The following is a 23,632-nucleotide window of genomic DNA, read 5'->3' as shown; positions in this document are numbered from 1 at the left end:
GCCGCTACTTCCCTTTCCGATGGGCCCTCTATGACTAGGCTCCCGATATCAGGGCACGGGTGAGTCTTCTTGCGATCACCGAAAAGAGGCGTTCTCTCATGGCAGGTCAGGCCAACTCCAGAGACGTGGTGCAACGCCCTGATGGCAGCTGGGCGGTCACGAAGCCGGGCGGTCAGCGCGCATTGTTCACGGCGGACACCCAGGCGGCGGCAGTGCAGCGGGCCGGCGAACTGCTCCGGCGCGACGGCGGCGGCGAGTTGCGCATCCACGGTATTGACGGGCAGGTACGCGACCAGCGCACCATCGAGCCCGGTAACGATCCCCATCCGCCGACGGGCTGACCCGACAACTCATGCAACGGGCATGCCGCCTGCCCTGGGGACGTCTGGCCTTTCGATGATCTCGCCAGAGCGGTCAGCGGCCGCTGACAGGCGCCGTTTGTTGACGTGCCAGTGAGCATGCCGCATGCCCGAACGCAGCCCATCAGGGGAAAGGGGGCGCCATCCGCAGCGCGGTCGCCCCGCCGCTGCCAGCTGCATTCGTACGAAGCGCCGGGTCGTTTCGTCGGTTTCGTCGGGGTAGTGGACGAGGGATTCCGATGCTTCTCCTGAGGAGGAAGACGTATGCCTCGCGGATCGAGCCGTAAGCGGGAACGGCAGTACCAACACATCAAGGACAGTGCCAAGCGGCGGGGCGAAAGCACCAAGCGCGCGACCGAGATCGCCGCCCGCACCGTGAACAAGGAACGGGCCAGGGCGGGCGAGTCGAAGACCGCGAGCCGTACCTCCACCGAGGACATCTCCTCGAGCCGGCGGGGCGGGCTGCGCTCGAACTCCGGCGCGGGCGGCCGTACCAGGGATCAGCTGTACGCCGAGGCCAAGCGCCGCAACGTCAAGGGCCGCTCGAAGATGAGCAAGGCACAGCTGGAAAAGGCCCTCGGCTGAGCCGGGGCTCCGGAAGGATCAAGGCCCGGGGGTCGCCGGGCTGCCCCTTCTTCCCCGATATCGCCGTAACGCGCGGGACTGTCCCGTCTCGCTCACCCCAGAATATGCCGGCCATGCAAGGGCGATCATTCGCTCGGGAAGGATCGTGGACATGTCTGATCGCGTCGCCCATCCCTGGGGTCCCCGGATGCCGTACGGCCCGGGAGAGGAGTGGCCGGTCCGCGTGGACACCCAGCTCGAAGGCGATCTGGCGGAGGCGGAGGTCGAGTCGTGGGCGCAGTCGGCCTCCATCCTGCACTCCAACGGCGACGCGATGGACATCGCTGTCAAAGGCGGCCGCATCGTGGGTGTGCGCGGGCGCGCCGGTGATCGGGTCAATCGCGGGCGGCTCGACCCGAAGGATCTGTACGGCTGGCAGGCCAACAACAGCATCGACCGGCTGACCCGTCCCCTGGTGCGCGACGGGGGCCGGCTGGTTGAGTCGGACTGGGACTCCGCGATGGGCCGCATCGTGGCCCGCTCGCGCGAGTTGCTCGAAGGGCCGGGCGGGTGGGGCCGGGTCGGCTTCTACACCAGTGGCCAGCTGTTCCTGGAGGAGTACTACACGCTGGCGGTGATCGGGAAGGCGGGCATCGGCACTCCGCACATGGATGGCAACACCCGCCTGTGCACGGCGACGGCCGCCGCGTCGCTGAAGGCGAGCTTCGGTACGGACGGGCAGCCGGGTTCGTACGCCGATGTCGACCACTGCGACACGATCGCGCTGTGGGGGCACAACGTGGCCGAGACCCAGGTGGTCCTGTGGGAGCGGATGCTGGATCGCCGCCGAGGGCCGCGCGCGCCCGCGCTGATCGCCGTCGATCCGCGTGAGACGCCGGTGGCGCGCGAGGCCGACGTGCACCTGGCCGTCCGCTCCGGCACCAACCTGGCACTGATGAACGCGCTGATCCACCGGATCGTCGAGCGCGGCTGGCACGACCCTCGGTACGTGTCCGAGCACACCGTCGGATTCGAGGAGCTGTGCCGTGTCGTCTCCGGCTGCCCTCCGGAGCGGGCCGCGCGGATCTGCGACGTGCCGGTCGCCAGGATCGAGCAGGCAGCGGAGCTCCTCGGCGGGTGCGAGCGGCTGCTGTCGACCGTGTTGCAGGGCTTCTACCAGTCCAATCAGGCCACCGCCGCCGCCTGCCAGGTCAACAACCTCCATCTGCTGCGTGGCATGCTGGGCCGGCCGGGAGCGGGCGTGCTGCAGATGAACGGGCAGCCCACCGCGCAGAACACCCGCGAGACCGGCGCCGACGGAGACCTACCGGGGTTTCGCAACTGGGACAACCCCGCGCACATCAACGAGCTCGCCGAGTTGTGGAACGTCGAGCCGTCCGTCATCCCGCACTGGGCGCCGCCGACGCACGCCATGCAGATCTTCCGCTACGCCGAGCAAGGCTCGATCCGGCTGCTGTGGATCTCGGCTACCAATCCGGCGGTGTCGCTGCCCGATCTGGCGCGGATCCGGCGCATCTTGTCCCGCGAGGAGTTGTTCGTGGTGGTGCAGGACCTCTACCTCACTGAGACGGCCGAGCTGGCGGATGTGGTGTTGCCGGCGGCGACCTGGGGCGAGAAGCTGGGGACGTTCACCAACGCCGACCGTACCGTGCACCTGTCGGAGAAGGCCGTAGAGCCGCCGGGACAAGCCCGGCCCGATCTGGACATCTTCCTGGACTACGCGCGGCGCATGCACTTCCGCGACCGCGACGGCAAACCGCTCATCACCTGGCACGATCCAGAGTCGGCGTTCGAGGCGTGGAAGGCCTGCTCGGCCGGCCGTCCCTGCGACTACACCGGCCTGTCCTACGACCGGTTGCGCGGCGGCAGCGGCATTCAATGGCCGTGCACGCCGTCGGCTCCCGGCGGGACCGAGCGGCTCTACACCGATGGACGGTTCCCTACCGACCCTGGCTACTGCGAGACCTACGGCCAGGACCTGACGACCGGAGCGGAATACGGCCGCGAACACTATGTGGGCCGGCAGCCGGGCGGTCGTGCCTTCCTGCACGCCGAGCCGTACCATGCCTCGCCCGAGGCGCCCACGAACGCGTACCCGATGCTGCTGACCACCGGGCGGACCGTGCACCATTTCCACACCCGCACCAAGACCGGCCGAGCCCCGCAGCTCGAAGGCGCCGCTCCCGACTCGTGGGTGGAGATCAACCCGCAGGACGCCGACGAAATGGGCATTGCCGAAGGTGGCATGATCCGCATCGAGTCGCCGCGCGGCACCCTACAGGCCCGTGCACGACTGCGCGCGGTACGGCGGGGCGTGGTGTTCGTCCCATTCCACTACGGCTACTGGGACTTGGCCGAGGGCGCACCACCGCGCGCCGCCAACGAGGTCACGGCCACCGGCTGGGACCCGGTCTCCAAACAACCCCTCTACAAGGTCACCGCGGTCCGGCTGACCAGGATCGGAGGCTGAGCGTGTTCCTCGCCCACTACCTCGGGCTCCTGCACCGATCGGAGCGGGAACTGGCCGGCGCCCTTCGCGACGTGGCGGACGGGCACCAGGACGAGGCGGACGTCTTCCGCCTGTGCCATCGCCTGGCCGAACAGTGCGACGACCATGAGACCGAGCTGGCGCCGTTCGTCGAACGTTACGCCGAGCACGCCCCCGACGAACCTCAGCGGCTGCACTCGGCCCTGTTCACCGGCACCCGTGAGGGCGGCCTCGGCCTGCTGCGCGACCTGCACGACCTGTACCTGATGGCGGCCGAATGCGACGTGGCGTGGACCCTGATCGGGCAGGCGGCGCAAGGGGCGCGCGACGAGCAGCTGGTACGGGCCGTCGCGCGATGTGAGGCCGAGACCGCCACCCAGCTCCTGTGGTTGCGCACCCGCATGAAACAGGCCGCACCCCAGGCCCTCGTCGTGGCCGGCTAGGTCACAGCTTCGACGCGACGGTAGCGGGACCGCGTTGTGGGCAGGTGAGGCGGATGAGGGAAGTGGTGACCGTGACTCCGTGCGCGGACGGCCCGCTGCTGCTACGAGGTCCGTTCGAGCTGGTCACGCAGGACGGCGAGCACATCGACGCCGGCCGGGCGACGGTCGCGCTGTGCCCGATGCCTTCCTGCACTGAGCCCCGGGCGTGTCTGGCATAGGTGGGCGTTGGCCCGTCAGCTAGCCCTTCGGGTCTGCTCCTCCACTGCAGCACGGAACGCCGCACCGAACTGGTCCGGTGCCTCCAGCCACGGATGGTGCCCCGCATCCGGGACGATGATGACCTCGCAGTTGAGGCGTGTCCCGAGGCGTCGTAGGGCATCAGCGGGGCGGCTGTCGCCAGCTCCGCCGATGATCAACGCGCCGGACGGCAGGCGCTCGCGAAGTTCGTCCACGTGTGATTCGAGAGGATCAGCCTTCTTGGCCGCGTTGAGCTGGGCGTTCATCGCGTAGTTGATAGGCCGTAGCGTGCGGGCTGATGCCAGCGCCCATTCCCAGGCCCGAGTTCGGTCGGCGTGGTCAGTAGACCACGCCAGCGTGAGGTATTCGATCTCCTCGGCTTCTGTGCGCGATTGGCGCGCATCCAGTTCATCGAGCCTGATCTGCTGGTCATCAGTGCGTCGTGCTCGCTGTGCTGCTCGGTCGGCTTCCCGCCAAGGATCCAGAAACGGCCCGGCAATCTGAATCAGTCCGGCCACGCGCTCGGGATGGGCCAGCAAGAAATAGCCGACCAGATTGGTTCCGAACGAATGCCCCGTAGCTGCGTACCCTCACCCAATTCGATCAAGGCCACGGTCATGGACGTGAGTGTAAGGCAGCCGAGATCCAAGTACTGGCGTCAAAACTCATCGACACTTTCAGGCCGCTGATCTTCAAATGGCGCCCAAACTCGCCGACATCTGGCTCCCTTGCTCATCGACAGAATCACACGAGCACGACGAGCAGCGGCAGCGGCAGCGCGATCTTCCTGGTCAGCGCGGCTGCGGCGAACAGCAGGCCCGCTCCGGCGGCGGCGCGCACGGATAGCTGGGGCGACCACATCAGCCTGGCCACGACCAGGGAGATGAATGGCGTGCCGGACAGGACAGCCTGCTCCAGGCGATAACGATCGGCAGCAGGATGTCCGGCCGAGAGCGTGGTGGTGGCGTCGGGGCCCGGCCGGCCTCCGGCAGGCCCTGGGACCTAACCGAAGCAGTAGTTGGTGGTGCCTTGCTTGAGATCGTCGGTGTCCGACGCTCATGAGGGGACACCGTTTGGCTTTAGAAGACGAAGTTGCCGTCGTCTTGGATGCTCGCGTGCCCGCCGGAGGCTGGCTTGAGCTTGCCGATGGTGCACACGTCGTTGCCGGCGGCGTTCTTGAGCCGGATGAACCCGGTGTTGGTCCACACCAGCCGGACCACGCCCCGGTCTCGGGTGCCTGACGCCCACAGCGCTTTCCCGGTGCTCCGATGGACCAGGACGAGGTTCCCGTTCTGCTGGAAGGCCAGCGCGACGGTGGCGGAGCGGGTGCTCTGCCCGGGCCGCCAGTCCGGCTGCGCCGTGGTGAACCGGGCGGCGACGCTGTCGGCGGACGCGGGCCAGACCAGCGCGGGTAAGCCCGCCAGCAGGCAGCCAGACAGAAGCGCCCCGGCGACCGCGGCGCCGGCGCGGATTCCTTTCCTGGTCGCCATCGCCGAACGGGATGCGAAGATCTCGATGCTCGCTCTAAGTATTGCTTTATTTACTAAATGTGCAATGGAGGTGATGTGGCAGCAGGGCCCTCTCGGCGACCGACCTGGGCGCAAGACGTCAAGCAGCGGGCCCACTGCCGGGTTCAAATGCCCCGAAGGTCGACAGGCCAGGTGGCTGTCACCATGCCGCCAGTGATGCAGTCACGACTCAGCATGATTACTTAGCGCGAGTGATCGCTTACTTAGAGCGATTGATCGATACTGGAGGATCACGCTCGTGGCTGGACGCCCCATTTTGGCAACAACCGGCAGCGCGATCTTGGCAGTGGCCGCGGCCATCGCTGCCGGTTCGGCTCCGGCCGCTGCTGGGTCACATGTCGAACACGCCGGGCCACCACTGCTCCGGAACGCCGTCGCCGAACTGCCGGTCGCCGCCGAAAGCCCGGAAGGCTACACGAGGACCTCGTTCAAGCATCGGGCCGACGTCGATGCCGACGGTTACAGCGCCCGCTTCGAGGTGCTTCCGCAGAAGGCGATCGAGGCGCCGCGGATGGGCCCGAGCCGCACACTGTCCGGCTGCCGCCGGCCCTCCCCTGACGACGACACCTTCGTGCACCAGGCTGCGGCGCTCCCCAGCGTGAACATGGAAGCCACTGTCAAGGCAGCCCAGATCGACCCGCGGCGACCTGACGACACGCTGACCCCAGGCGCGAAGGCCGGCGTGCTCCTCGTCGAGCGGGCGCTGCGTGACCGGCAACTGCTCGACGCGAAATGGGTGGACGGCTACTTCGGCACCGCGACAGTCGCCGCCTACGCGAAGTTCCAGAAGTCGCTCGGCTACACCGGTCTCGATGCCAACGGCCTGCCGGGTAAGGCGTCGCTCCCCAGGCTCGGAGCCGGCCGCTTCACACTCACCCACATCGTCGACCCCGGCGGCCGGGTGTCCAGCGGCCGTTTCGTCCTCAACACCCGCACGCGGAGCATGCTGGGCGAGGCGAAGCGGCTGCTCGGCCGCGAACTCGTGCTCGAGCAGGGGTCGTACAACCCTGGCGGCGACCCCACGTCCGCGGGCACCCACGACGGCGGCGGCGTCGTGGACATCTCGGTCAAACAAATGAGCTCCGCCACCCGCACCGCGATCGTCCGCGCGCTGCGTCAGGTCGGCTTCGCGGCATGGGTGCGCAGCCCCGATCAAGGCAACTGGCCGTGGCACATCCATGCAGCCGCCATCAGCGACACCGACCTTTCCAGCCAGGCGCAGCACCAGATCGGTGACTACTACCTCGGCCTGAACGGGCTCGCCAACCGCGGCCCCGACGACGGCCCGAAGGTCACCATCCGCACCTGGGAGGAGTACCAGCGCCGCTGACTCCCCTGCACAACCCGCGATCCGCAAGCAGAAAGAGAAACCATGAGAACGCTCAGCAGGACCCTCACCACCGCGACCGTCACGATGGCGCTCGGCGGCACAGTCCTCGCCACCGCGCCGCCCCTCGCGGCCGCCGGCCGTGACGGCGTGTGCGACAGCGGCGAATTCTGCTACTACTTCAACAGCGGCAACCAAGGATCCATCTCGGACTTCACCGGATCCGTCGCCGACTACGGCACCAAGCAGCCGTCCTGTTACGACTTCAAGGGACCTGGCAACGGCCAAGGCCAATGCGTCAAGAATGCCGCTGCCTCCGCCTGGAACCGCACCGGCACCACCGTCCGCGTCTACTACAACAGCAACCACGCTGGCGAATATCAGGACTTCCCGCCAGGCGCCAAAGGCAACCTCAACTCCACTCTCAAGAATCAGAACGCCTCACACCAGTTCAGCCCGTCGACCCCAGCCCGCGTGGACATGTCGTACGCGCTGTATCAGGCCAGAGGCCGGCTCGTCGTCGGCTTCGACGGCTACAAACACATCTCCGGCCGGCACGAGGGCATCGACTTCGCTCGCGGCCTGGGCGCGCAAGTCCACTCCCTGGTGAGCGGCAAGGTCATCAATGTCGTGCGCGGGACGACCGGCGGCCGGGGGCTTTCCACGATCGCCATTTACAACGCCGCGCTGGACAAGACGGTGATCTACCTGCACACCGCTCCGTCGTCCTCCTTGAGCCAGGGCCAGCAGATCAGCCGTGGCCAGGTCATCGCCACCGAATCGTGGCGCGGGGTGTCGTCCGGTTCGAACGCCCACACACACGTCGAGATGCGCCTTGGTCAGCGGACGCTCGCGGCCAAGAGCGTCAACGACCCGAGGCTGGAAAACCCGAACCCGACCTCGTTCTGGACTTCCCAGGGCTACAACATCCGATAGCGCACTGCAGTCTCTCGAATGTCAGGATGTCCGCCAGAACTGCACGACTGCACGCGCGGCTCACCATCGCGATTGCGCTCGGCAGCATAGCCCTCGCCACCGCACTGCCCGTCGCGGCCACCGGCCGCGACGGTTGGCCGTCATGATGGCCCCGACGAGTTTCTGCGGTCATGAGAATCGGCAGTGTGTCGCGGACAGTTGCTCGACGGCCGCTCCGAGGCGGGCCGGTTGGGGTAGCCGGATTGATGGCATCGGTCAACAGATGCACCCCGGGGGGCCCGAGCGCCAGGGTTATCAGTGGTGGCTCGAAGTCAGCATCCAGCCCGCCGGGTGTCAGCGACACGATTGCCCGCAATGGCTGTCCGGTCAGCTGGGTGTCGATGGCCTGCATCATCACCGCGAGCCTCGGTCGTCGCCCAGGCCCGGGCCGATCGCCGAGGCCATCGATCCCTTCGCCGTTGAACCGGTGTAACCGTCGGCGCACCGTTTCCGGGTGACAGCCCAGTCTGGCCGCGATTGTCGGCACTCGCAGCCCGTTCCAGCTGGCCAACCGTGATCAAAAACGAGATCAGAGGCCGATGGGAACCGAGAAACCCCAGGTCGGACGCGGTATTGAAGAGTAGGGCGAGTGGGGCTTGAACCCATGACCCACGGATTATGAGTCGGCTCGATTGGTGCCGCTCAGTGCCGCCGAGGGTTGTTTTGTATTGCTGTGGCCGGGATTCTTTCCGGTGTTGTGTCGGCCTGTGCTCATGCGTGCCGGGCCGTATTGCGTACACGCGAGCAACCACCGAGCAACCATGCGTTCTTGACTAACGGCATCATGTGTCGATTGATCCCTTTCCACGGCGCGGCTGCGTCGATCCGGCTTCGGTGGAGAGGCTCGAGGTTCACAGCCGATCGAACCCATACGAGCAGCCGTCGAGCAGCCGTTGTGCACAGCGAGGTTACGTTCACGAAGCGGTATGTGCGGTGCTGATGATTCGCTTGCAGATGGCGTTCATGCCTGGAGCATCCGAATCGGCGCGCAGATTGCCCGCCTATGGGTGTGGGCCTGCTCCAGGTCGCCGCGTACTTGGAGCAGGCCATGCCATGGGAGCAACCTCCGACGACAGTGCTCATATGGCGCTATATCCGAGGTCGGCATGCTCTCTGGGTGCTACAGCAGTCGTTCGCTTCGGGCCGCTGCTTCTTCTCGGGTCGCGGTGAGGAATGTTTGGCGGAGTTGTTGGTTGCCGTGAATTGTCGACGTTTGCGGGGGCGGGGCGTTGGGGGTCGGTGTGGTGCTGGTAGAGGCGCCAGCAGGTGTGGATGCCGTGGAGCAGGTTGTCGAGGAGGTCGGGGGCGGGCCGGGCGGGGTCGAGCGAGGTGAGGGGCAGGTGGATGGTGTCGGGGCTGAGGTCGAGTTCGGGGTGGTCGGCCTGGGCCTTGCTGATGAGGTGCTGGGCGGCGGTGATGCGGTGTTGGACTTCGAGGATGCCGCGCAGGTGGCCGTCGGCGATGTGGAGGGCGTTGCGGATGAGGGGCATGGCCACGTGCCGGGTTCGGGTGCCGGCGTTCATGGCTGTGGTGATGTCGGTGAGGCTTTCGAGGGCGAGGGGTTTGTCGTGCTGCTCGGCGCTGGCGACCACCTGGATCGGGTGCATGCCGGTGTGCTGGGCGGTGATGGTGACGGCGGCGTAGAACCAGTGGGCGGCGGCGATGGCGGCCGCGGTGGGATCTACCTGCGTGAACAGGTCCTGGCTGCCGAAGGGGTTGTCGTGCAGCAGGCGGTCGGCTTGGGAGATCTGCAGGGGTGAGGCGTCTTCGCGGCTGAGGGCGACGGCTTGCTGGGCGCGGTCGGACAGGTCGCCGCGTTCGGCTTGTTCGATGGCGGCCAGTTCGGCGGCGATGTCGGTGGTGACGTGCGTGGTGAGCTGAGAGGTGCCGAGCACGCGCAGGGCACGGGCGACGGCGTGAGCGGCTCGCTCGACCTTGGTGCCGATCGGCTGGTCGGTGGGTCGCGTGGTGGCGGTCAGGGTGGGGAGGATCGTGGTGAAGGCGTCCCGTTCCTGTTGCCGGTGCCAGCCGAGACTGTGAGGGCTGTGCCGGTCGGCGGAGCTGGCGGGGTGCGTGTACGAGCGCCAGCAGAGGTGCGACAGGCGGGTCAGCTCGGCGGCGAGTCGGCGGGTGTTCTGGTGGAGCTGGTCGTGGGTCAGCCGGGCCACGACGATGGCGGTGTCGCCGATGCCGGTGCTCCACTGCGCGAGAAGCGTGTTGTGGGCACGCTCGATGGCATACCGAGTCACGAAGATCTCTTCAAGGAAGGGGGAGGACCAGAGAAGGAGAGCTCTGCTCGGGGCAGTTTCTGGCCATGCCCGGGATGCTGGATCTGCCGCTCACGTGACGCCTTTTTGACGTTGTTGCGAGTGCCTGATCAGCGCTTTTGGTCCGAGACGCGGCATAATTCCTTTCCCTGTGCCGGTGACGACGGGGCGTGGCACGGCACCGTCGGCTCCTGGCACCGCGATGGCATACCGCTTCGCGAGGACGGGTGCACCCCTGCTTCGGAGGTCATCGCGGGGCGCTGGACCTGCAGGGTGTGGGGCCTGATGCGGCGGACGTGCCGACGATCCGGCGGCACGACCTATGCCACGGAGGAGTCACGAAAGCGTTGGCGTCGCGTACCGAGTTCAAGGTGGTGCAGCGCACGCTGAGGCATGCCGGCATCGTGCTGACCGCCGACACCTATGTCTCGCTGTTGCCGCACCTGTATCACGACAGTGCCCGGATGCTCGTGCGGCTGGTGCTGAAGGCGGTGCGGGCGACCAACCGGAAGGTCGGCAAGATACGGGCGGGGGCGTGAATCACCTGTGGCTCACCGTGACTCACGATCAGACGACGTGGCTACAGCCTCGTGTGATGCCGCGGGTTGGCGCGGTAGGGCAGGAGGGACGGCCGTTACCACTCCGCCGATCGGAGCGACGGCGAGTCCTATGGGCACCTGGCCACCGAGGGACTTGTGGCTGCGGGCCGTCCGGAATGTCCCTGGGCCGGCGCGGGTTGAAGCACGTGTGAAAAAGATCGGGTTTCTGAGCTTCGGGCACTGGTCGTCCTCGCCGTACTCGAAGGCGCGCAGCGCGTCCGACACCCTGCTGCAGTCGATCGAGTTGGCCGTGGCCGCCGAGGAGCTCGGTGCCGACGGCGCCTACTTCCGGGTCCACCACTTCGCCCAGCAGCTCGGGAGCCCGTTCCCCCTGCTGGCGGCAGTTGGCGCGAGAACGAGCCGGATCGAGATCGGCACGGGCGTCATTGACATGCGGTACGAGAACCCCCTCTATATGGCCGAGGACGCCGGCGCGGCCGATCTCATCGCGGGAGGCCGGCTGCAGCTCGGCATCAGCCGCGGGTCACCCGAGCAGGTGATCGACGGCTGGCGCTACTTCGGCTACGAGCCGGCCGAGGGCGAGACCGACGCGGACATGGCGCGCAGGCACGCCGAGGTCTTCCTCAAGGTGCTGGACGGCGAGGGATTCGCCAAGCCGAACCCGCGGCCGATGTTTCCCAACCCGCCCGGCCTCCTGCGCGTCGAGCCGCACTCGGAAGGGCTGCGCGAGCGGATCTGGTGGGGTTCCGGCTCGAACGCGACCGCGAAGTGGGCCGCCGGGCTGGGCATGCACCTGATGAGCTCCACCCTCAAGGACGACGAGAACGGCAAGCCGTTCCACGTCCAGCAGGCCGAGCAGATTGCGGCCTACCGGCAGGCATGGAAGGAGGCCGGTCACGAGGGTGAGCCGCGGGTCTCGGTGAGCCGCTCGATCATGCCGATCGTCACCGACACCGACCGCGCCTACTTCGGTCACGAGAGCGGCGGCTCCGACCAGGTCGGCTTCATCGACGCCACCACCAGGGCCATCTTCGGCCGCACGTACGCCGCCGAGCCCGACGTCCTTGTCAAGGAACTGGCCGCCGACGAGGCGATCGCCGCGGCCGACACGCTGCTGCTGACGGTGCCCAGCCAGCTCGGCGTGGACTACAACGCCCATCTCCTCGAATCGGTCCTGACCCACGTCGCCCCCGCGATCGGCTGGCGTTGACCTTCAGCCATTTGACGCTGACGGCGGACAACCTTCCGTGCGACACCAGCTGGGCCTTCCGTTACGTCACCGAGGAGGACGTTTTCCTAGTAGGCATGTCCGACTGGCACCGCGGCCGGGGCGTCTCCCTTGGGGTCACAACTGGATCGGCGAGGTCGAGACGAACTGGGCGGGCAGGTGCGGGGGAGCAGATGCCACCCACAGGGACGCCAGCCGGGCGAGACCGGCAAAGTCGTCGCGGCGTACGGCGCACCGCCACACGTGCAGCCACAGCCCGTTGGCACGGCCGAGCACGCCGCCAGGTCACCGGCGCCCACGGCGTGCTCGATGTCGCTCGCCGGGACGGCGCCATCCTCGAGGCCTAGTCAGTCCCTAGCCGCCAAAGTCCTGAAATAAGGGCTGATCCAGTGGTTTACGCAGAGTTTGGCTGTTCGTCAGCTCCGGGTAAATCACGATCTTTAGATTGCCCGGGTTGGGGAATCAAGCAAAGGGGACCGACATGGCGGCGATTCCCCCCGCGGTCCGGGCACGCGGGATCATCAAGACCTTCGGCGAAGTGCTGGCCCTTGACCATGTCGACCTCTTCGTGATGGGCGGGCAGATCCACGGGCTCGTCGGGCCCAACGGCGCGGGGAAGACCACGCTCCTTGGCCTGCTGCTCGGCCTGACGGTCGCCGACGGCGGCAGACTGGAGATCCTCGGTGCGCCGGTGGGGCGGACGCTGGCCGTACCCGATGGTGTTGCGGGTTTCGTCGACGGGCCTGGGCTGTATCCCTCGCTCACGGCTCGCCAGAACCTGACGGCGCTGGCCTCGCTGCGGGAGAGCGCCGTCGACGCGAGTGAGGCGCTGGAGCAGGTCGGGCTCACCGACGTCGCCGACGACCGGGTCCGTGGCTTCTCGCTGGGCATGCGTCAGCGGCTGGGGCTGGCCGCCGCGCTGCTCACCCGGCCGCGGCTGCTCGTCCTGGACGAACCGGCCAACGGCCTCGATCCCGCCGGCAAGCGGCACGTTCACCGGGTCATCAGCGCGCTGGCCGCCGACGGAACCGCGGTGGTCCTGTCCAGCCATCGGATGGACGACCTGGCCGCGCTGTGTTCGGAGGTGACCATCCTCGCCACCGGGCGGGCCGTGTTCTCCGGTCCGGTAAGCAAGTTGGCCGCGGAGAGCGGCGACCTGGACTATCGGCTGGTCACCACCGACCCCGATGCCGCCAGGGAGCACGCGGCGCAGACGCCCGGGCTCCGCCTCGTGCCGGGCCAGAACACCGACGTCGTCGTGCACGGATCGACGTCCTCCCTGGACGAGTTGATCGCCCGCCTGGTGACAGCCGGGGTCGCGCTCAGGGAGCTGGGACCGGTGGTGCCACCGCTCGAGGCCGCCTTCCTGAGGCTCACGGAAACGGACCCTTCATGACAGCGACTGTCGCAGAACCCCGAGCCGCCAGCCCCGCTCCCTTACGGAACGGTTACCGGTTCGAGCTGGTCAAGCTGCTCTCCCAATGGCGGATCCGGCTGCTGCTCCTGGTCTGCTGGCTCGGCCCCGCGGCGTTCGTGGCCGTGGTGAGCCTGCAGAGCTCACTCCCCACCGACACGGTCTTCGGCCGCTGGATGAACGCCACCGGCTGGGCGGGATCACTGGTCGTCCTGGACTTCGCCTGCACGTGGGCGCTCCCGCTGCTGACCTCGCTGGTCGCCGGCGACGTGTTCGCCGTGGAGGACCGGCTCGGCACCTGGCGCCACCTGCTGGTGGCCGTACGGTCCCCGCGCCGCATCTTCGTGGCCAAGAGCTTGGCCAGCCTCACCGTCATCCTGCTCCTGGTGATCGGGCTGACCGCCTCCGGCATCGCGGGCGGTCTGGCCGCCGTCGGCAACGGGCAGCTCGTCGGCCTGGACGGCCGCATCATCGCCCCGGGGGACGCGGCAAGCACGGTCCTGCTCGCCTGGGCCTGCGCGCTGGCGCCCACGCTCGCGTTCGCCGCGGTCGGTCTCCTCGGCTCGATCGTCCTCGGCCGCTCTCCCATGGGCCTGCTGATGCCCGCACTGCTTGCCCTGGTGCTCCAGCTCGCGCAGTTGCTCCCGCTGCCCGCGGCGGTACGGCTGGCGCTGCCGAGCGAGGGCTTCCTGGCCTGGCGCGGACTCTTCACCGCCCCTGTGCAGACCGGCCCCCTCCTCATCGGCCTGGCGGTGAGCCTGGCCTGGGCGGTTGTCGCCACCGCCCTGGCGTACCGGCTGTTCCTGCGCCGGGACTTCACCGACCTGAACTACGACGGGTCGGCCAGGAACATCCTGTCCGGGGTCCTGCCGCTGACCGCGCTGACCGTCCTGGCCTACGGCGTGATCGTCGTGGCGACCCCGGCCACCGGCTCGGGTATTGAGCAGGCCACGGTGCAGGACTCGCTCGGCACGGCCTTCGCCCACCTCTACCGGCTGCAAACCCGCGAGCTCGGCCGCCCCGACGTCACCGAGGCACAGCTCCAGGCATCTGCCTCCTGCGACAAGGGCGGCTCGCGGGTCGCGGACGAAGGGCCGGGCAACGACTGGCGGTGCGTCGTGTCCTGGCACCTGCCGGGCGCCACAGCCCTCGGCAACGCCATCTACCAGCTCGACATCACCTCGGACGGCCGCTTCATCGCAGACGGTGACGGCCCCAAAGAGGTCAACGGCTATTTCCAGGTCCGCACTCCCATCGGGGACGCTCCCAACCCCCTGTGGCAGTTCGACGTGAACATCGATCTGCTCACAAGCACCGTGAAGGGCTGATGAACCATGCACGTCACACGTCAGCGCATCACCAAGAGCCACCGCCGGCTCTTGGCGTGGCGTTCCAGCCGCCGGGCCCGCGTCGCAGTCGCGGGCTCCGTGGCCATCGCCGTCACCGGCGGCGGCATGGCCTACGCCTCCACCGAGGGGTTCGACTCCAACCTGGTCGGCACCACGTACAAGGACGGCCTGCAGCTCGCCAGTGACCAGATCGTGAAGTCGATCGGCCGCCGCCTGCTCGTGGACAACGGCAAACTGCTGGCCTCGACCATCAGTCCGGACGGCCGCTTCCTCGCCGCCCTCACCAACGACCGCTCGATCGCGCTGACCATCGTCGACCTGCGGGCGTACAAGGTGCTGCAGCAGGCGGGCACCGCCACGACCGCCGGGGTGCGCATCTCCGGCAACGACGTCGGCCAGGAAGGTCCCGCGTACTCTCCCGACGGTAAGACCCTGTGGTTGCCGCAGATCAACGGCTTCAACCGCTTCCCTGTCAACGCCGATGGAACCCTGGGCCAACCGACGTTCATCACCATCGCCGCGCAGGGCGCCATGAAGGCGCTGCCCGCACAGGCGGTCTTCTCCACCGACGGCACGACCGTGTACGTCGCCGTCAACGGCCAGAACCGCGTCGTGGCCATGGACGCGGCCACCGGCGCGATCCAGCGGAGCTGGACAGTGGGCACGGCGCCACGTGGCCTGGCCATGGTCGGCGGCAAGCTGTACGTCAGCAACGAGGGGGGCCGCCCGGCCAAGCCCGGCGAGGCGACGATGAACTCCTACGGCACCCAGCTGCCTGCCAACCTCGTCACCGGCGCGACCACCACCGGCACCGTCAGCGTGATCAACATCGCCGATCCCGCGGCCGTGGTCACCTCCATCGACGTGGGACTGCACCCGACCGCGCTGCACGCCGCCGGCGGCGCCCTGTTCGTCACCAACACCTTCGACGACACGGTCTCGGTCATCGACACCGCCCGCGACCGGGTCGTCCAGACGATCGCCACCCAGCCGTGGCCGCAGTCGCAGGTCGGCTACGCCCCCAGCGGGGTGACCCTGACCAGGGACGGTCACCTGCTCGTCACTCTCGGCCGGGCCAACGCGGTCGCCGTCTACCGCTACACTCGCCCGCAGGAGCCCGTCAGGTACGTCGGCCTGCTCCCGATGGATTACTACCCGGCGGAGGTGACCACCGTCGGCGACGAGGTGATCGTCACCAACATGCGCGGCATCGGCGAGCGCGGTCCGACCCGCACCATCGACAAGGGGCCGGGCACCGTTCCGGCGACCGGCCACAACACCCACGACTCCACCGGCACGCTGCTCCGCTTCAGGCTGCCCGACGACCGGGCGATCGCCAGGTCCACGGCCACGGTTTTCGCCCAGAACGGCTGGGGCAAGGACGATGTCAGGCAGGCCGTGGCGAACAAGCAGCATCCCGTCCCCGTCCCCAAGCGCCTGGGCGACCCCTCGACGATCAAGTACGTCTGGCTGATCGTCAAGGAGAACCGGACCTACGACCAGCTGTTCGGCGACGATCCGCGCGGCAACGGCGACCCGTCGCTGGCGCAGTTCGGCGAGAAGGTCACGCCGAACCAGCACGCCATGGTCCGCCAGTTCGGCCTCTACGACAACACCTACTCCATCGGCACCAACTCCGCCGACGGCCACAACTGGCTCATGCAGGCGGACAACCCCGAGTACACCGAGTCCAGCGCCGGGCTGTACCAGCGCAGCTACGACACCGAGGACGACGCGCTCGGCCACCAGCGGTCCGGCTTCCTATGGACCGGCGCCCAGGCCGCAGGCAAGACGGTGCGCAACTTCGGCGAGTTCACCATGTTCGAGACAGTTCCTCCGGGCGCGACGTGGCAGGGTTTCTACTGCGACGCCAAGAACATGGCGGCCACCGGCCAGGACACCACCATGAAGACCGACACCCAGTCGCCGATCCCGTCGCTCAACGCGGTCACGGTGCACGAGTATCCGAAGTACGACCTGAACATCCCCGACGTCTACCGGTACGAGATCTGGAAGCGCGACTTCCAGACCAACGGCCCCGCCAACCTCAACATGATGTGGCTGTCCAGCGACCACACCGGCGGACCGCCGAACTCGGTGGCCTCGGTCGCCGACAGCGACCTGGCCACCGGAAGGATCGTCGACACCATCTCGCACAGCCCGTACTGGCAGGAGTCCGCGATCTTCGTGATCGAGGACGACACGCAGAACGGCGTCGACCACGTCGACGGCGCTCGCGGACCCGTGCAGATCATCAGCCCCTGGGCGCAGCACGGCAAGGTGGACAGCACCTACTACACGCAGATCACCGTGATCCGCACCATCGAGCAGATCCTCGGGATCCAGCCGATGAACCAGAAGGACAGCGCCGCCACCCCGATGAGCCGGGCCTTCACCAAGAAGGCCAACTACACCCCGTTCAACGTCGTGCCCAACCAGGTGCCGCTCACCGACGGCCTGGCGACCCCACCGGCCTGCGGCAACGACAGTGGGACCCCCACCGCGGCGACTGCTGTGTCCTCCGACAAGCAGGACGCCATCGACAAGTGGACTGCCTGGCAGAAGGACCAGCACTTCACCGGGCCGAAGGCGATCCCCGACTACGCCAGTCCCGCGCTCATGGACCACTTCACCTGGTACCAGGCACACAACTGGGACACCCCCTACCCGGGCGAGACCAGAATCCTCACCCCGGTCGAGGTACCAGGCGGCTTCCTGCCATCACCCGAACGCGACGGTTGACCTACGCCGAACGGCGACAGCCTTGCCACCCGCAGCGGCGGGTACGGCTTCGGCCCCAAGGACAAGCAGGGCTGTCGCCAGGTCTCCCAGGAGCGTCAGCGTACTGATAGACGGCGGTCTTGCGGGCGAGCAGGCGGTTGCCCGCGAGGGTCGGGCAGGTCCAGCCGCGGTCGGTGGCGATGGCCGCCCATGCCAGGGAAGGCGAGCCGTGGGCGCCGGCCGGATACCTTGCCGACACCCGCTTCGCGGCCCGGCCGAAGGCGGTGCGCAGGGAACTGCCCGGCTCCTGCGGCAGTGTGTCCGTTCCGTTGGAGGGTGCCCAGGTGGCGGGCACCCTCTGCTGCGCGGTGAGCAGTCGTGAGGTGGGCACGCGGCGCAGGCAGGGCATCGTCCGCGTCGCGTCCGTGCATGCGACCGGCTCGGCGACAGGTGCGGCGACAGGTGCGGCGATGCGCTCGCCGGCCTGCCGGGACGGCCAGATCGTGTCTCCTCCGGCGGGGTCGATGCCCAGCTGGCGCATCGAGCAGCCACCGCTCTGGGTGATCGCCTTGTCGAACAACCCTGTCGCTGCGGGTGAGGTCAGCTGGGCGCAGGTGCTGAAGGCACCGGCGGACTCGCCGAACAGCGTGACGTTGTGCGGGTCACCGCCGAAGGCCGCGGCGTTGTGCCGTACCCAGCGCAGTGCGGCCTGCTGGTCGAGCAGGCCGAACGCGCCCGAGCCGGCCAGCCCCGGGTGGCCGAGGAAGCCGAAGACGCCCAGCCGGTAGTTCACGGTCACGACGACCGCGCCCGGGCGGGCCAGCCGCCGGGCGTCGTTGTCGCCGCCGGACCCCTGGGTGAAGCCGCCGCCGTGCAGCCAGACCATGACCGGCAGCCGTCTGCCGGACGCGGTCCGGGGAGCGGTGACGTTCAGGTAGAGGCAGTCCTCGGCGGTGCCGACTGGATTGGAGTCGGCGGGGTTGCCGTTCTGCGGGCAGCGCGGGGCCGCGCGGCTGCCGTCCTTGACGTCTTTCCAGGCCGACGGGGGCTGCGGCGGCTGCCGACGCAGGGCCCCGGTCGGTGGTGCGGCATAGGGAATGTACCTGACTGAAGACGAGAATAACCACGTCAAGAAGACCGCCTCCGAACAAACCCAGAATTATGAGGTGGATGAGACGGTGGCCATCGCAGTCGCCTACGCTGCTCTGGGCGCTATAGGCCTGTTCGCGACGCAGTCGATTCTTGCGGAAAGCAACGACGAGAATTGCAACGCGCTGAGACTGGCATGGGACGCCACACGGTCAGCGTAGAGGAAGTATCTCGGGTCGTGGTGGCAGTGCGTGGGATATCCCGGCCACTACGGCCGCCACTTCGCCTACAGCATAGTTGAGTGGTCTGACGGCGAGCCCGCACTGTGGCCGCCACCAGGACGGCCTGACGGCCTCACGGCGCGGTGCGCACCGGTGAAAGGGGCAGTGTCCCCTGGTCGACCCGGAACTCCAAGAGCTGCAGCGAGCCGCCACTCCTGGTGAGTTCAGTGCCCCATCAGGGCAGCGCCACGCGGTTGGATCCGCTGCTGCTCGGTGTTGATGAGCGGGCGGTCGGGCGTCCCGCAGCCAGCGCGAGCGGGCCGCGCGGCAGGTAGTGGCTCTGAGGCTGTGCGGGCCAGCTATGCCATGTTGGTGAGGTTGGGAGCCACCTCGGTGGTCGCGGTGGGAGTATCGGTGCGCCACTCCAAGCGAGGGAGCGCCGGTGACGCGGGCGATGTCCAGGGCCAAGCTCTACACGGAGATTCGCCATGCGTCCCGAGCCGGGGTTGCCGGGTCGTGAGATCGCGGCGAAGTTCAAGGTGAGCCGCAACACCGTCGCCAGACCGCTGGCGGGCCGATGGCCCGTGCAGGCGCTGCTCGTCGGTGACGTCCACCGCACGATGCCCTTTTCGTCTGTCATGGCCCCTGGGCATCGTGCTCGCGATCGACTTGGTGGTCTCCTTGAACCACCCCATCGTTCCTCGCGGTCAGCGGACGACGCGGTAGGAGAGGTGGGTCGCCGCCGGGGTCGCCATCACCTGGGTGCGTTCGAGGGTGATCGAGGAGTCGAGCGTGCCGAACAACGGCGTACCGCCGCCGACCAGGACCGGTACCACATGGACGCGGATTTCGTCGACCAGCCCGAGCGGGAGCGCCTGCTGCATGACGGTCGCGCCGTGCAGCCCGACGACCTTGTCTCCCGCCGCTTTCCTGGCCTGCTCGATCGCGCTGGCCACTCCGTCGGTGACGAAGGTGAACACAGGCGGGTACGACCTGGTCGGCTTGTGGTGAGTGACCACAAAGCACGGGACATCACCCATCGGGCCACCCGCGCCCCAGCCGCCCTCCCCCTCGTTCTTCTCAAACGACTTGCGGCCCATCACCACGGCACCCCAGTCTTCGATCACCTGCTCCAGGATGGCCCGATCCTCGTCGGTCGCCTGGGCGGACATCCACTTGTGCAGCATCCAGGCACCGTCGCCGAACGGGTTCTCACGGCTGTCGTTCGGGCCGGTGACGTACCCGTCGAGCGAGATGGACATGTCACAGATCACCCGTGCCATAAGCCACGCCCTCTCTCTGTCGCATCCGGAAACACGGTCGCGGTTGTGCATCGTGACCTCCTTGTTCGACCGTGTGCCGCCAGTCTGGCGGACGGCACGCATCTGGACATCCGTGCTGAGCACTGAGCCGCTACTGAGCCGCAACGGAACGGTCACTGACGTACGCCATTCTGGTAGGCGTGGATCCGGTGGCCGAGCTGGCGTGTCCGGGTGCCTTGCACACCTCCAGGTCCTCGGGTCGGGGAATGTGGAGCCGCGACACGGCGGCCCGCCGGGTCGCGGCCGGGCGGCGGTCGTAGCGGGCGGTTGTCGTCGGGCTCGCGTGTCCAATCGTTATCTTGGGTTCTTAGCCCTTTCTCGCAGGCCAGAGCGATATGATCTTGTCAGGCGTGTAAGGCACGGTGCTGAACCGGGCAGCCGCCGGCCGGTCAAGGCACTGATCGTGCGGAATGGCGCGGGAGAATCCGACCTGGGGGCATCGGCGGATCCAAGGCGAGTTGGCCCGCCTGGGCTACAGGATCGCGGCCTCCACGGTGTGTGTGGGAGATTCTGCACGCCGGCGGGAACAGCCCCGTCCGGGGCTGTTCCCGCGTACGATGTCTCGCCGGGGCCCGATGAGGCACGGACGTCGGCAGGGAGGCCCTGCCGGCTCAGCCGGTGCGCCAGCCGTGCTTGATCAAGAGGTTGCGCGCGTCGTCGGCGATGGCCACGTCGGCCACGACAGCGTAGCGGGCGGCTACCAGCGACTGGTTGGTCAACAGGTCGCCTCGGCCGCGCGCGGCCCAGCACGCGGTCACGCCGAAGGCGGCGCCGAGCAGCGCGCCGAAGGCCATCCCCGCCAGCAGCGCCGCCCACGGGCCCGCGACCAGTAGGACCATCAGGCTGGAAGGCAGGCCGAACCAGGCGCCGAGCGCAGCGCCCATGCCCGCCGCACGGGGAGTGGTCATCCGGCCCAGAACGTTCTCCATCAGGCGCAGGTTCTCCCCGACGATGCCCACTCGGTGCGCCGGAATACCGTTGTCGGCCAGGAAGGCGACCGCCTCACGGGCCTGTTCGCAGGTGTTGTAGGAGCCGACCACCGGCCGGTCGCCGCCCGCGGCCGCAGATGCGATCGCCGGAGCGGTCTCGATCATGGCAGGGTGCCTCCTTTCTAGGTGAGTCGTTTCAGGGCCGCACGCAGTTCGCGGACTTCCTGCTCCAGTTCGAGGATGCGGCGGATGGCGTTGAGCGTCATTCCCTGGCCGGTCATCGTGGTGACGTGCTGCAGCAGCCCGATGTCGTGGCGGGAGTAGCGGCGCTGCCCGCCGGATGAGCGGTGCGGGCTGACCACGTCGTGCTGGTCGAGCCGGCGCAGGAAGGCCTGCTGCACCTGCAGCATCTCCGCGACCTGACCCAGGGAGTACAGCGGGGCGTGCTCATCGTCGAACGGCATGCCGGCCATCCGGACCTCCTCTCGAATGGCAAGGGCGGGCCCGTCGGCACCCGCCCTTGCCATGGACGTGCGTATCAGGCCCGGATGGCCTTGGCGCCGCCCTGCTGGATCTCGACCTTGCGGGGCTTGGCCCGCTCGAGCACGGGGATGCGGACCTTCAGTACGCCGTTGGCGTACCCAGCGTCGATCTTGTCGCTGTCGAGGTACTCCGACAGGTAGACGCGGCGGGTGAAGGTGCCCATGGGGCGTTCGCGGACGAAGACCCGCTCGCCCTCGGGGATCTCCTCCTCGCGGCGAGCGCTGACGCTCAGCACTCCGCGGTCGACGGTGACCTCGATGGACTCGGGGTCGATGCCGGGCAGGTCGAACGTCAGTAGCACGTCGTCGTCGCGGCGCAGGCCGTCCATCGGCATGAGGGTGCCGGTGCCGAAGGTCCGGCGGGCCAGCTGGTCGAACTGGCGCTCGAACTCCTGGATGAACGGGTCGAGGGACGTGAGCAGCATGTCCAGCTCCCTTCGCGAGCTCTCCGAGAAGAAACCTCCAACTTGGTTTGCATGTTAACTCCACCTATGAATGGATGCAAGCTGCCGAACGACGTTGAGATGCCTCGGATGGACCGGGCGAGAAGAAGGGTTTGACACGAGCACCAGGCCCCGGCCATCGGAGAACTATCGGTCATGGAGATCAAGGATCGCCAATCCGGCGCGATCAAGCCGACGAAGATCGAGGCCGCCCAGGAGTCGCGCCCCGTCGTGGTCCTGGTCGTGCTCGCCCGTCGCCATCGCCTCACCCCCGGCTCTGCCTGCATTCACATCGATCATGTGGCATGGCGGCGGGTTCTTGCCTCAAAAGTGAAAGAAAATCTGTAGTCGCCACGGTAGACATTCGCGCTGTGGGCGGCTAGAGTTCCTGACATCGCAAGGGATGGATCCACGAGGGCAGCGCGAGCACCACGATGGGGCTGCCCGGACGGACGTGGACAGCAGTACAGAAAACAGCAGTACAGAACGAGGTAGAGGGCAGAAGGTCGGACTGCCGCGGCCAGTGTGGTTGAGCAAGAGGGCCGGGGCGGTGGACGCGCTGCCGCTTGCAGGAAGTCGGCGCCAGCGGTCGGGGTGCCGAGGTACGGATAACTGGAAGGGAGTGTTGAACGCCATCAGGATCGCCCGTCGCCGGCCGCATGTCGCCGCACGGGTACCGCAGCTCCACGAACAGGACGGTGGTCTACGGTCACGCTTACGCGATCCCCGCACCCCCGCATCGGGCGGCTGGTGCGGCATAAGTGACCCGCCCTTGCAGCACGCAGGCAGGGCCGGTCGATGGTGTTAGCCTCTGGGCCCCGGCGCATCATGGCGCCGGGGCCCCTGTTCGCATTCGGAAGGTTGAATGGATCAAACACCTCGGGCAACGGTCACCGCCTCCGGGCAGGAGCGGCCCCGCCCCACCGGCGCTCACCCAGCCGATCACCCGGTCCAGGCGGTCGAAGCGGCCGGCAGTCTCGGGCAGCGGCTCGATGACGAGGACTATCCCGCCTACAGCATGGGCCGGGCCGCCGAGATCCTCGGCGTCACCCCGGCGTTCCTGCGCAGCCTCGGCGCCGCCAAGCTGATCGAGCCGCTACGCAGCGAGGGCGGGCACCGCCGCTTCTCCCGTTACCAGCTGCGCCTGGCCGCCCGCGCCCGCGAACTCGTCGACGCCGGCACCCAGCTGGAAGCGGCCTGCCGCATCATCATCTTGGAAGACCAGCTCGCCGAGGCGCTGCGCATCAACGAAGAACTCCGCCAGCGCCACTGACCGCTTTCGGCCCCCGGCCACACCCGGGGGCATCAGGACCGGCCGCGCCCGAAGCGCCGGACAGCCCCATGACAGCGAGGCCCGCGCGGCGTCGGCCGTTGAAGCTGACCGCCCTTCTCCGAGAAAGACGTCCCGTGACCGAGGACCACGGTTCCCCCGAGCGCTTCACCGTCTCCATCGCCGTGCACGAGGACTACATCGTGGCGCGCGCGGCCGGCGAACTCGACTACCAATTCGCCGACCTGCTGCACCACCAGGTCAAAGACGCCTAGCAGTGCGTCTGCCGATAATTCCATCCGTGCGCTGGCACCGCGATCTCGTGAAACGGCGC

25 protein-coding genes and 1 pseudogene are annotated in these 23,632 nt (G+C 68.0%); 15 read left to right on the top strand and 11 right to left on the bottom strand.

Going from position 1 to position 23,632, the window contains the following annotated elements; translation table 11 throughout:
* Positions 1-59: 59 nt before the first annotated feature.
* From ACWEPL_RS22220 to ACWEPL_RS22200, 5 genes are all read left to right on the top strand, one after another.
* On the top strand, positions 60-341 hold the full coding sequence (locus ACWEPL_RS22220; RefSeq protein WP_452437328.1) for a DUF2188 domain-containing protein: 282 nt from the start codon (positions 60-62) through the stop codon (positions 339-341).
* A 282-nt stretch (positions 342-623) separates the two neighbouring features.
* Positions 624-944, top strand: a complete 321-nt coding sequence (locus ACWEPL_RS22215) for a hypothetical protein (protein WP_452437327.1) — start codon at positions 624-626, stop codon at positions 942-944.
* Positions 945-1,095: 151 nt separating this feature from the next.
* A complete protein-coding gene (locus ACWEPL_RS22210; RefSeq protein ID WP_452437326.1) occupies positions 1,096-3,414 on the top strand; it encodes a molybdopterin oxidoreductase family protein in 2,319 nt (772 codons plus the stop codon).
* Positions 3,415-3,416: 2 nt separating this feature from the next.
* Complete coding sequence (locus ACWEPL_RS22205) at positions 3,417-3,875, top strand: hypothetical protein (RefSeq protein WP_363969179.1); 459 nt, start codon at positions 3,417-3,419, stop codon at positions 3,873-3,875.
* Between the two features lie 53 nt (positions 3,876-3,928).
* Positions 3,929-4,093 (top strand): hypothetical protein, encoded by a 165-nt coding sequence (locus ACWEPL_RS22200; protein ID WP_452437325.1) that lies wholly within the window; start codon positions 3,929-3,931, stop codon positions 4,091-4,093.
* A 15-nt stretch (positions 4,094-4,108) separates the two neighbouring features.
* Here ACWEPL_RS22200 and ACWEPL_RS22195 read toward each other — a convergent pair.
* The 3 genes and pseudogenes from ACWEPL_RS22195 to ACWEPL_RS22185 all read right to left on the bottom strand — a co-directional run.
* A pseudogene (locus ACWEPL_RS22195) lies at positions 4,109-4,678 on the bottom strand (alpha/beta fold hydrolase); the annotation flags it as partial.
* A gap of 178 nt (positions 4,679-4,856) precedes the next feature.
* Positions 4,857-4,985 carry a hypothetical protein gene (locus ACWEPL_RS22190; protein WP_452437324.1) on the bottom strand — a complete coding sequence of 43 codons (129 nt, stop codon included), beginning with the start codon at positions 4,983-4,985 and terminating at the stop codon, positions 4,857-4,859.
* Positions 4,986-5,191: 206 nt separating this feature from the next.
* On the bottom strand, positions 5,192-5,602 hold the full coding sequence (locus ACWEPL_RS22185) for a hypothetical protein (RefSeq protein WP_452437323.1): 411 nt from the start codon (positions 5,600-5,602) through the stop codon (positions 5,192-5,194).
* Between the two features lie 277 nt (positions 5,603-5,879).
* On the opposite strand from ACWEPL_RS22185, the gene ACWEPL_RS22180 reads away from it, so the two are divergent.
* Complete coding sequence (locus tag ACWEPL_RS22180; protein ID WP_452437322.1) at positions 5,880-6,971, top strand: peptidoglycan-binding domain-containing protein; 1,092 nt, start codon at positions 5,880-5,882, stop codon at positions 6,969-6,971.
* 42 nt (positions 6,972-7,013) lie between these two features.
* Positions 7,014-7,904, top strand: coding sequence for a peptidase inhibitor family I36 protein (locus ACWEPL_RS22175; protein ID WP_452437321.1), 891 nt, complete (start codon positions 7,014-7,016; stop codon positions 7,902-7,904).
* Here the strand turns inward: ACWEPL_RS22175 and ACWEPL_RS22170 are convergent.
* Together ACWEPL_RS22170 and ACWEPL_RS22165 are read right to left on the bottom strand one after the other, a co-directional pair.
* Positions 7,834-8,454 carry a helix-turn-helix domain-containing protein gene (locus ACWEPL_RS22170; RefSeq protein WP_452437320.1) on the bottom strand — a complete coding sequence of 207 codons (621 nt, stop codon included), beginning with the start codon at positions 8,452-8,454 and terminating at the stop codon, positions 7,834-7,836. The genes ACWEPL_RS22175 and ACWEPL_RS22170 overlap by 71 nt on opposite strands.
* Positions 8,455-9,022: 568 nt before the next feature.
* Positions 9,023-10,192: a hypothetical protein gene (locus tag ACWEPL_RS22165; RefSeq protein ID WP_452437319.1), complete on the bottom strand. Its 1,170-nt coding sequence runs from the start codon at positions 10,190-10,192 to the stop codon at positions 9,023-9,025.
* A gap of 365 nt (positions 10,193-10,557) precedes the next feature.
* Between ACWEPL_RS22165 and ACWEPL_RS22160 the strand changes: the two genes are divergently transcribed.
* On the top strand, positions 10,558-10,749 hold the full coding sequence (locus ACWEPL_RS22160) for a hypothetical protein (RefSeq protein ID WP_452437318.1): 192 nt from the start codon (positions 10,558-10,560) through the stop codon (positions 10,747-10,749).
* A gap of 208 nt (positions 10,750-10,957) precedes the next feature.
* Positions 10,958-11,980, top strand: a complete 1,023-nt coding sequence (locus tag ACWEPL_RS22155; RefSeq protein ID WP_452437317.1) for an LLM class flavin-dependent oxidoreductase — start codon at positions 10,958-10,960, stop codon at positions 11,978-11,980.
* Positions 11,981-12,115: 135 nt separating this feature from the next.
* On the opposite strand, the gene ACWEPL_RS22150 is transcribed toward ACWEPL_RS22155, so the two are convergent.
* A complete protein-coding gene (locus ACWEPL_RS22150) occupies positions 12,116-12,274 on the bottom strand; it encodes a hypothetical protein (RefSeq protein WP_452437316.1) in 159 nt (52 codons plus the stop codon).
* 205 nt (positions 12,275-12,479) lie between these two features.
* Here ACWEPL_RS22150 and ACWEPL_RS22145 point away from each other — a divergent pair, with 205 nt between their 5' ends.
* The 3 genes from ACWEPL_RS22145 to ACWEPL_RS22135 are packed head-to-tail and all read left to right on the top strand — an operon-like array spanning position 12,480 to position 17,503.
* Positions 12,480-13,394: an ABC transporter ATP-binding protein gene (locus tag ACWEPL_RS22145; protein WP_355208400.1), complete on the top strand. Its 915-nt coding sequence runs from the start codon at positions 12,480-12,482 to the stop codon at positions 13,392-13,394.
* Positions 13,391-14,740 (top strand): hypothetical protein, encoded by a 1,350-nt coding sequence (locus tag ACWEPL_RS22140; protein ID WP_452437315.1) that lies wholly within the window; start codon positions 13,391-13,393, stop codon positions 14,738-14,740. Before ACWEPL_RS22145 ends, ACWEPL_RS22140 begins: the two co-directional genes overlap by 4 nt.
* A 6-nt stretch (positions 14,741-14,746) precedes the next feature.
* The gene (locus tag ACWEPL_RS22135; RefSeq protein WP_452437314.1) at positions 14,747-17,503 is read left to right on the top strand and encodes a bifunctional YncE family protein/alkaline phosphatase family protein; all 2,757 of its coding nucleotides are present in this window, start codon (positions 14,747-14,749) and stop codon (positions 17,501-17,503) included.
* Position 17,504: 1 nt separating this feature from the next.
* On the opposite strand, the gene ACWEPL_RS22130 is transcribed toward ACWEPL_RS22135, so the two are convergent.
* The 5 genes from ACWEPL_RS22130 to ACWEPL_RS22110 all read right to left on the bottom strand — a co-directional run bounded on the left by ACWEPL_RS22130 (position 17,505) and on the right by ACWEPL_RS22110 (position 22,010).
* Positions 17,505-18,614, bottom strand: coding sequence for a carboxylesterase family protein (locus ACWEPL_RS22130; protein WP_452437313.1), 1,110 nt, complete (start codon positions 18,612-18,614; stop codon positions 17,505-17,507).
* Positions 18,615-19,499: 885 nt separating this feature from the next.
* The gene (locus ACWEPL_RS22125; protein ID WP_452437312.1) at positions 19,500-20,126 is read right to left on the bottom strand and encodes a dihydrofolate reductase family protein; all 627 of its coding nucleotides are present in this window, start codon (positions 20,124-20,126) and stop codon (positions 19,500-19,502) included.
* A gap of 599 nt (positions 20,127-20,725) precedes the next feature.
* On the bottom strand, positions 20,726-21,208 hold the full coding sequence (locus ACWEPL_RS22120; RefSeq protein ID WP_452437311.1) for a general stress protein: 483 nt from the start codon (positions 21,206-21,208) through the stop codon (positions 20,726-20,728).
* A gap of 17 nt (positions 21,209-21,225) precedes the next feature.
* Positions 21,226-21,516 carry a MerR family transcriptional regulator gene (locus ACWEPL_RS22115; protein WP_363969154.1) on the bottom strand — a complete coding sequence of 97 codons (291 nt, stop codon included), beginning with the start codon at positions 21,514-21,516 and terminating at the stop codon, positions 21,226-21,228.
* A gap of 65 nt (positions 21,517-21,581) precedes the next feature.
* Complete coding sequence (locus ACWEPL_RS22110) at positions 21,582-22,010, bottom strand: Hsp20/alpha crystallin family protein (RefSeq protein WP_363969152.1); 429 nt, start codon at positions 22,008-22,010, stop codon at positions 21,582-21,584.
* Positions 22,011-22,184: 174 nt separating this feature from the next.
* On the opposite strand from ACWEPL_RS22110, the gene ACWEPL_RS22105 reads away from it, so the two are divergent.
* The 3 genes from ACWEPL_RS22105 (at position 22,185) to ACWEPL_RS22095 (ending at position 23,573) form a co-directional block, all read left to right on the top strand.
* Entirely contained in the window at positions 22,185-22,376 is a 192-nt protein-coding gene (locus ACWEPL_RS22105) for a hypothetical protein (protein ID WP_452437310.1), read from the top strand.
* A gap of 670 nt (positions 22,377-23,046) precedes the next feature.
* Positions 23,047-23,301 (top strand): MerR family transcriptional regulator, encoded by a 255-nt coding sequence (locus ACWEPL_RS22100; RefSeq protein ID WP_225966405.1) that lies wholly within the window; start codon positions 23,047-23,049, stop codon positions 23,299-23,301.
* A gap of 134 nt (positions 23,302-23,435) precedes the next feature.
* Positions 23,436-23,573, top strand: a complete 138-nt coding sequence (locus ACWEPL_RS22095) for a hypothetical protein (protein WP_452437309.1) — start codon at positions 23,436-23,438, stop codon at positions 23,571-23,573.
* Positions 23,574-23,632 lie beyond the last annotated feature (59 nt).

The organism is Nonomuraea sp. NPDC004186 (assembly GCF_053603495.1).
Note: the sequence above shows the minus strand (reverse complement) of the source record. Positions and strands in the feature narration are given on the sequence as shown.

Coding starts and splice junctions, on each gene's coding strand:
- ACWEPL_RS22215 (WP_452437327.1), top strand. CDS start 624: ATGCCTCGCGGATCGAGCCGTAAGCGGGAACGGCAGTACCAACACATC.
- ACWEPL_RS22210 (WP_452437326.1), top strand. CDS start 1,096: ATGTCTGATCGCGTCGCCCATCCCTGGGGTCCCCGGATGCCGTACGGC.
- ACWEPL_RS22200 (WP_452437325.1), top strand. CDS start 3,929: ATGAGGGAAGTGGTGACCGTGACTCCGTGCGCGGACGGCCCGCTGCTG.
- ACWEPL_RS22185 (WP_452437323.1), bottom strand. CDS start 5,602: ATGGCGACCAGGAAAGGAATCCGCGCCGGCGCCGCGGTCGCCGGGGCG.
- ACWEPL_RS22175 (WP_452437321.1), top strand. CDS start 7,014: ATGAGAACGCTCAGCAGGACCCTCACCACCGCGACCGTCACGATGGCG.
- ACWEPL_RS22145 (WP_355208400.1), top strand. CDS start 12,480: ATGGCGGCGATTCCCCCCGCGGTCCGGGCACGCGGGATCATCAAGACC.
- ACWEPL_RS22140 (WP_452437315.1), top strand. CDS start 13,391: ATGACAGCGACTGTCGCAGAACCCCGAGCCGCCAGCCCCGCTCCCTTA.
- ACWEPL_RS22135 (WP_452437314.1), top strand. CDS start 14,747: ATGCACGTCACACGTCAGCGCATCACCAAGAGCCACCGCCGGCTCTTG.
- ACWEPL_RS22125 (WP_452437312.1), bottom strand. CDS start 20,126: ATGCACAACCGCGACCGTGTTTCCGGATGCGACAGAGAGAGGGCGTGG.
- ACWEPL_RS22120 (WP_452437311.1), bottom strand. CDS start 21,208: ATGATCGAGACCGCTCCGGCGATCGCATCTGCGGCCGCGGGCGGCGAC.
- ACWEPL_RS22115 (WP_363969154.1), bottom strand. CDS start 21,516: ATGGCCGGCATGCCGTTCGACGATGAGCACGCCCCGCTGTACTCCCTG.
- ACWEPL_RS22110 (WP_363969152.1), bottom strand. CDS start 22,010: ATGCTGCTCACGTCCCTCGACCCGTTCATCCAGGAGTTCGAGCGCCAG.
- ACWEPL_RS22105 (WP_452437310.1), top strand. CDS start 22,185: ATGGAGATCAAGGATCGCCAATCCGGCGCGATCAAGCCGACGAAGATC.
- ACWEPL_RS22100 (WP_225966405.1), top strand. CDS start 23,047: ATGGGCCGGGCCGCCGAGATCCTCGGCGTCACCCCGGCGTTCCTGCGC.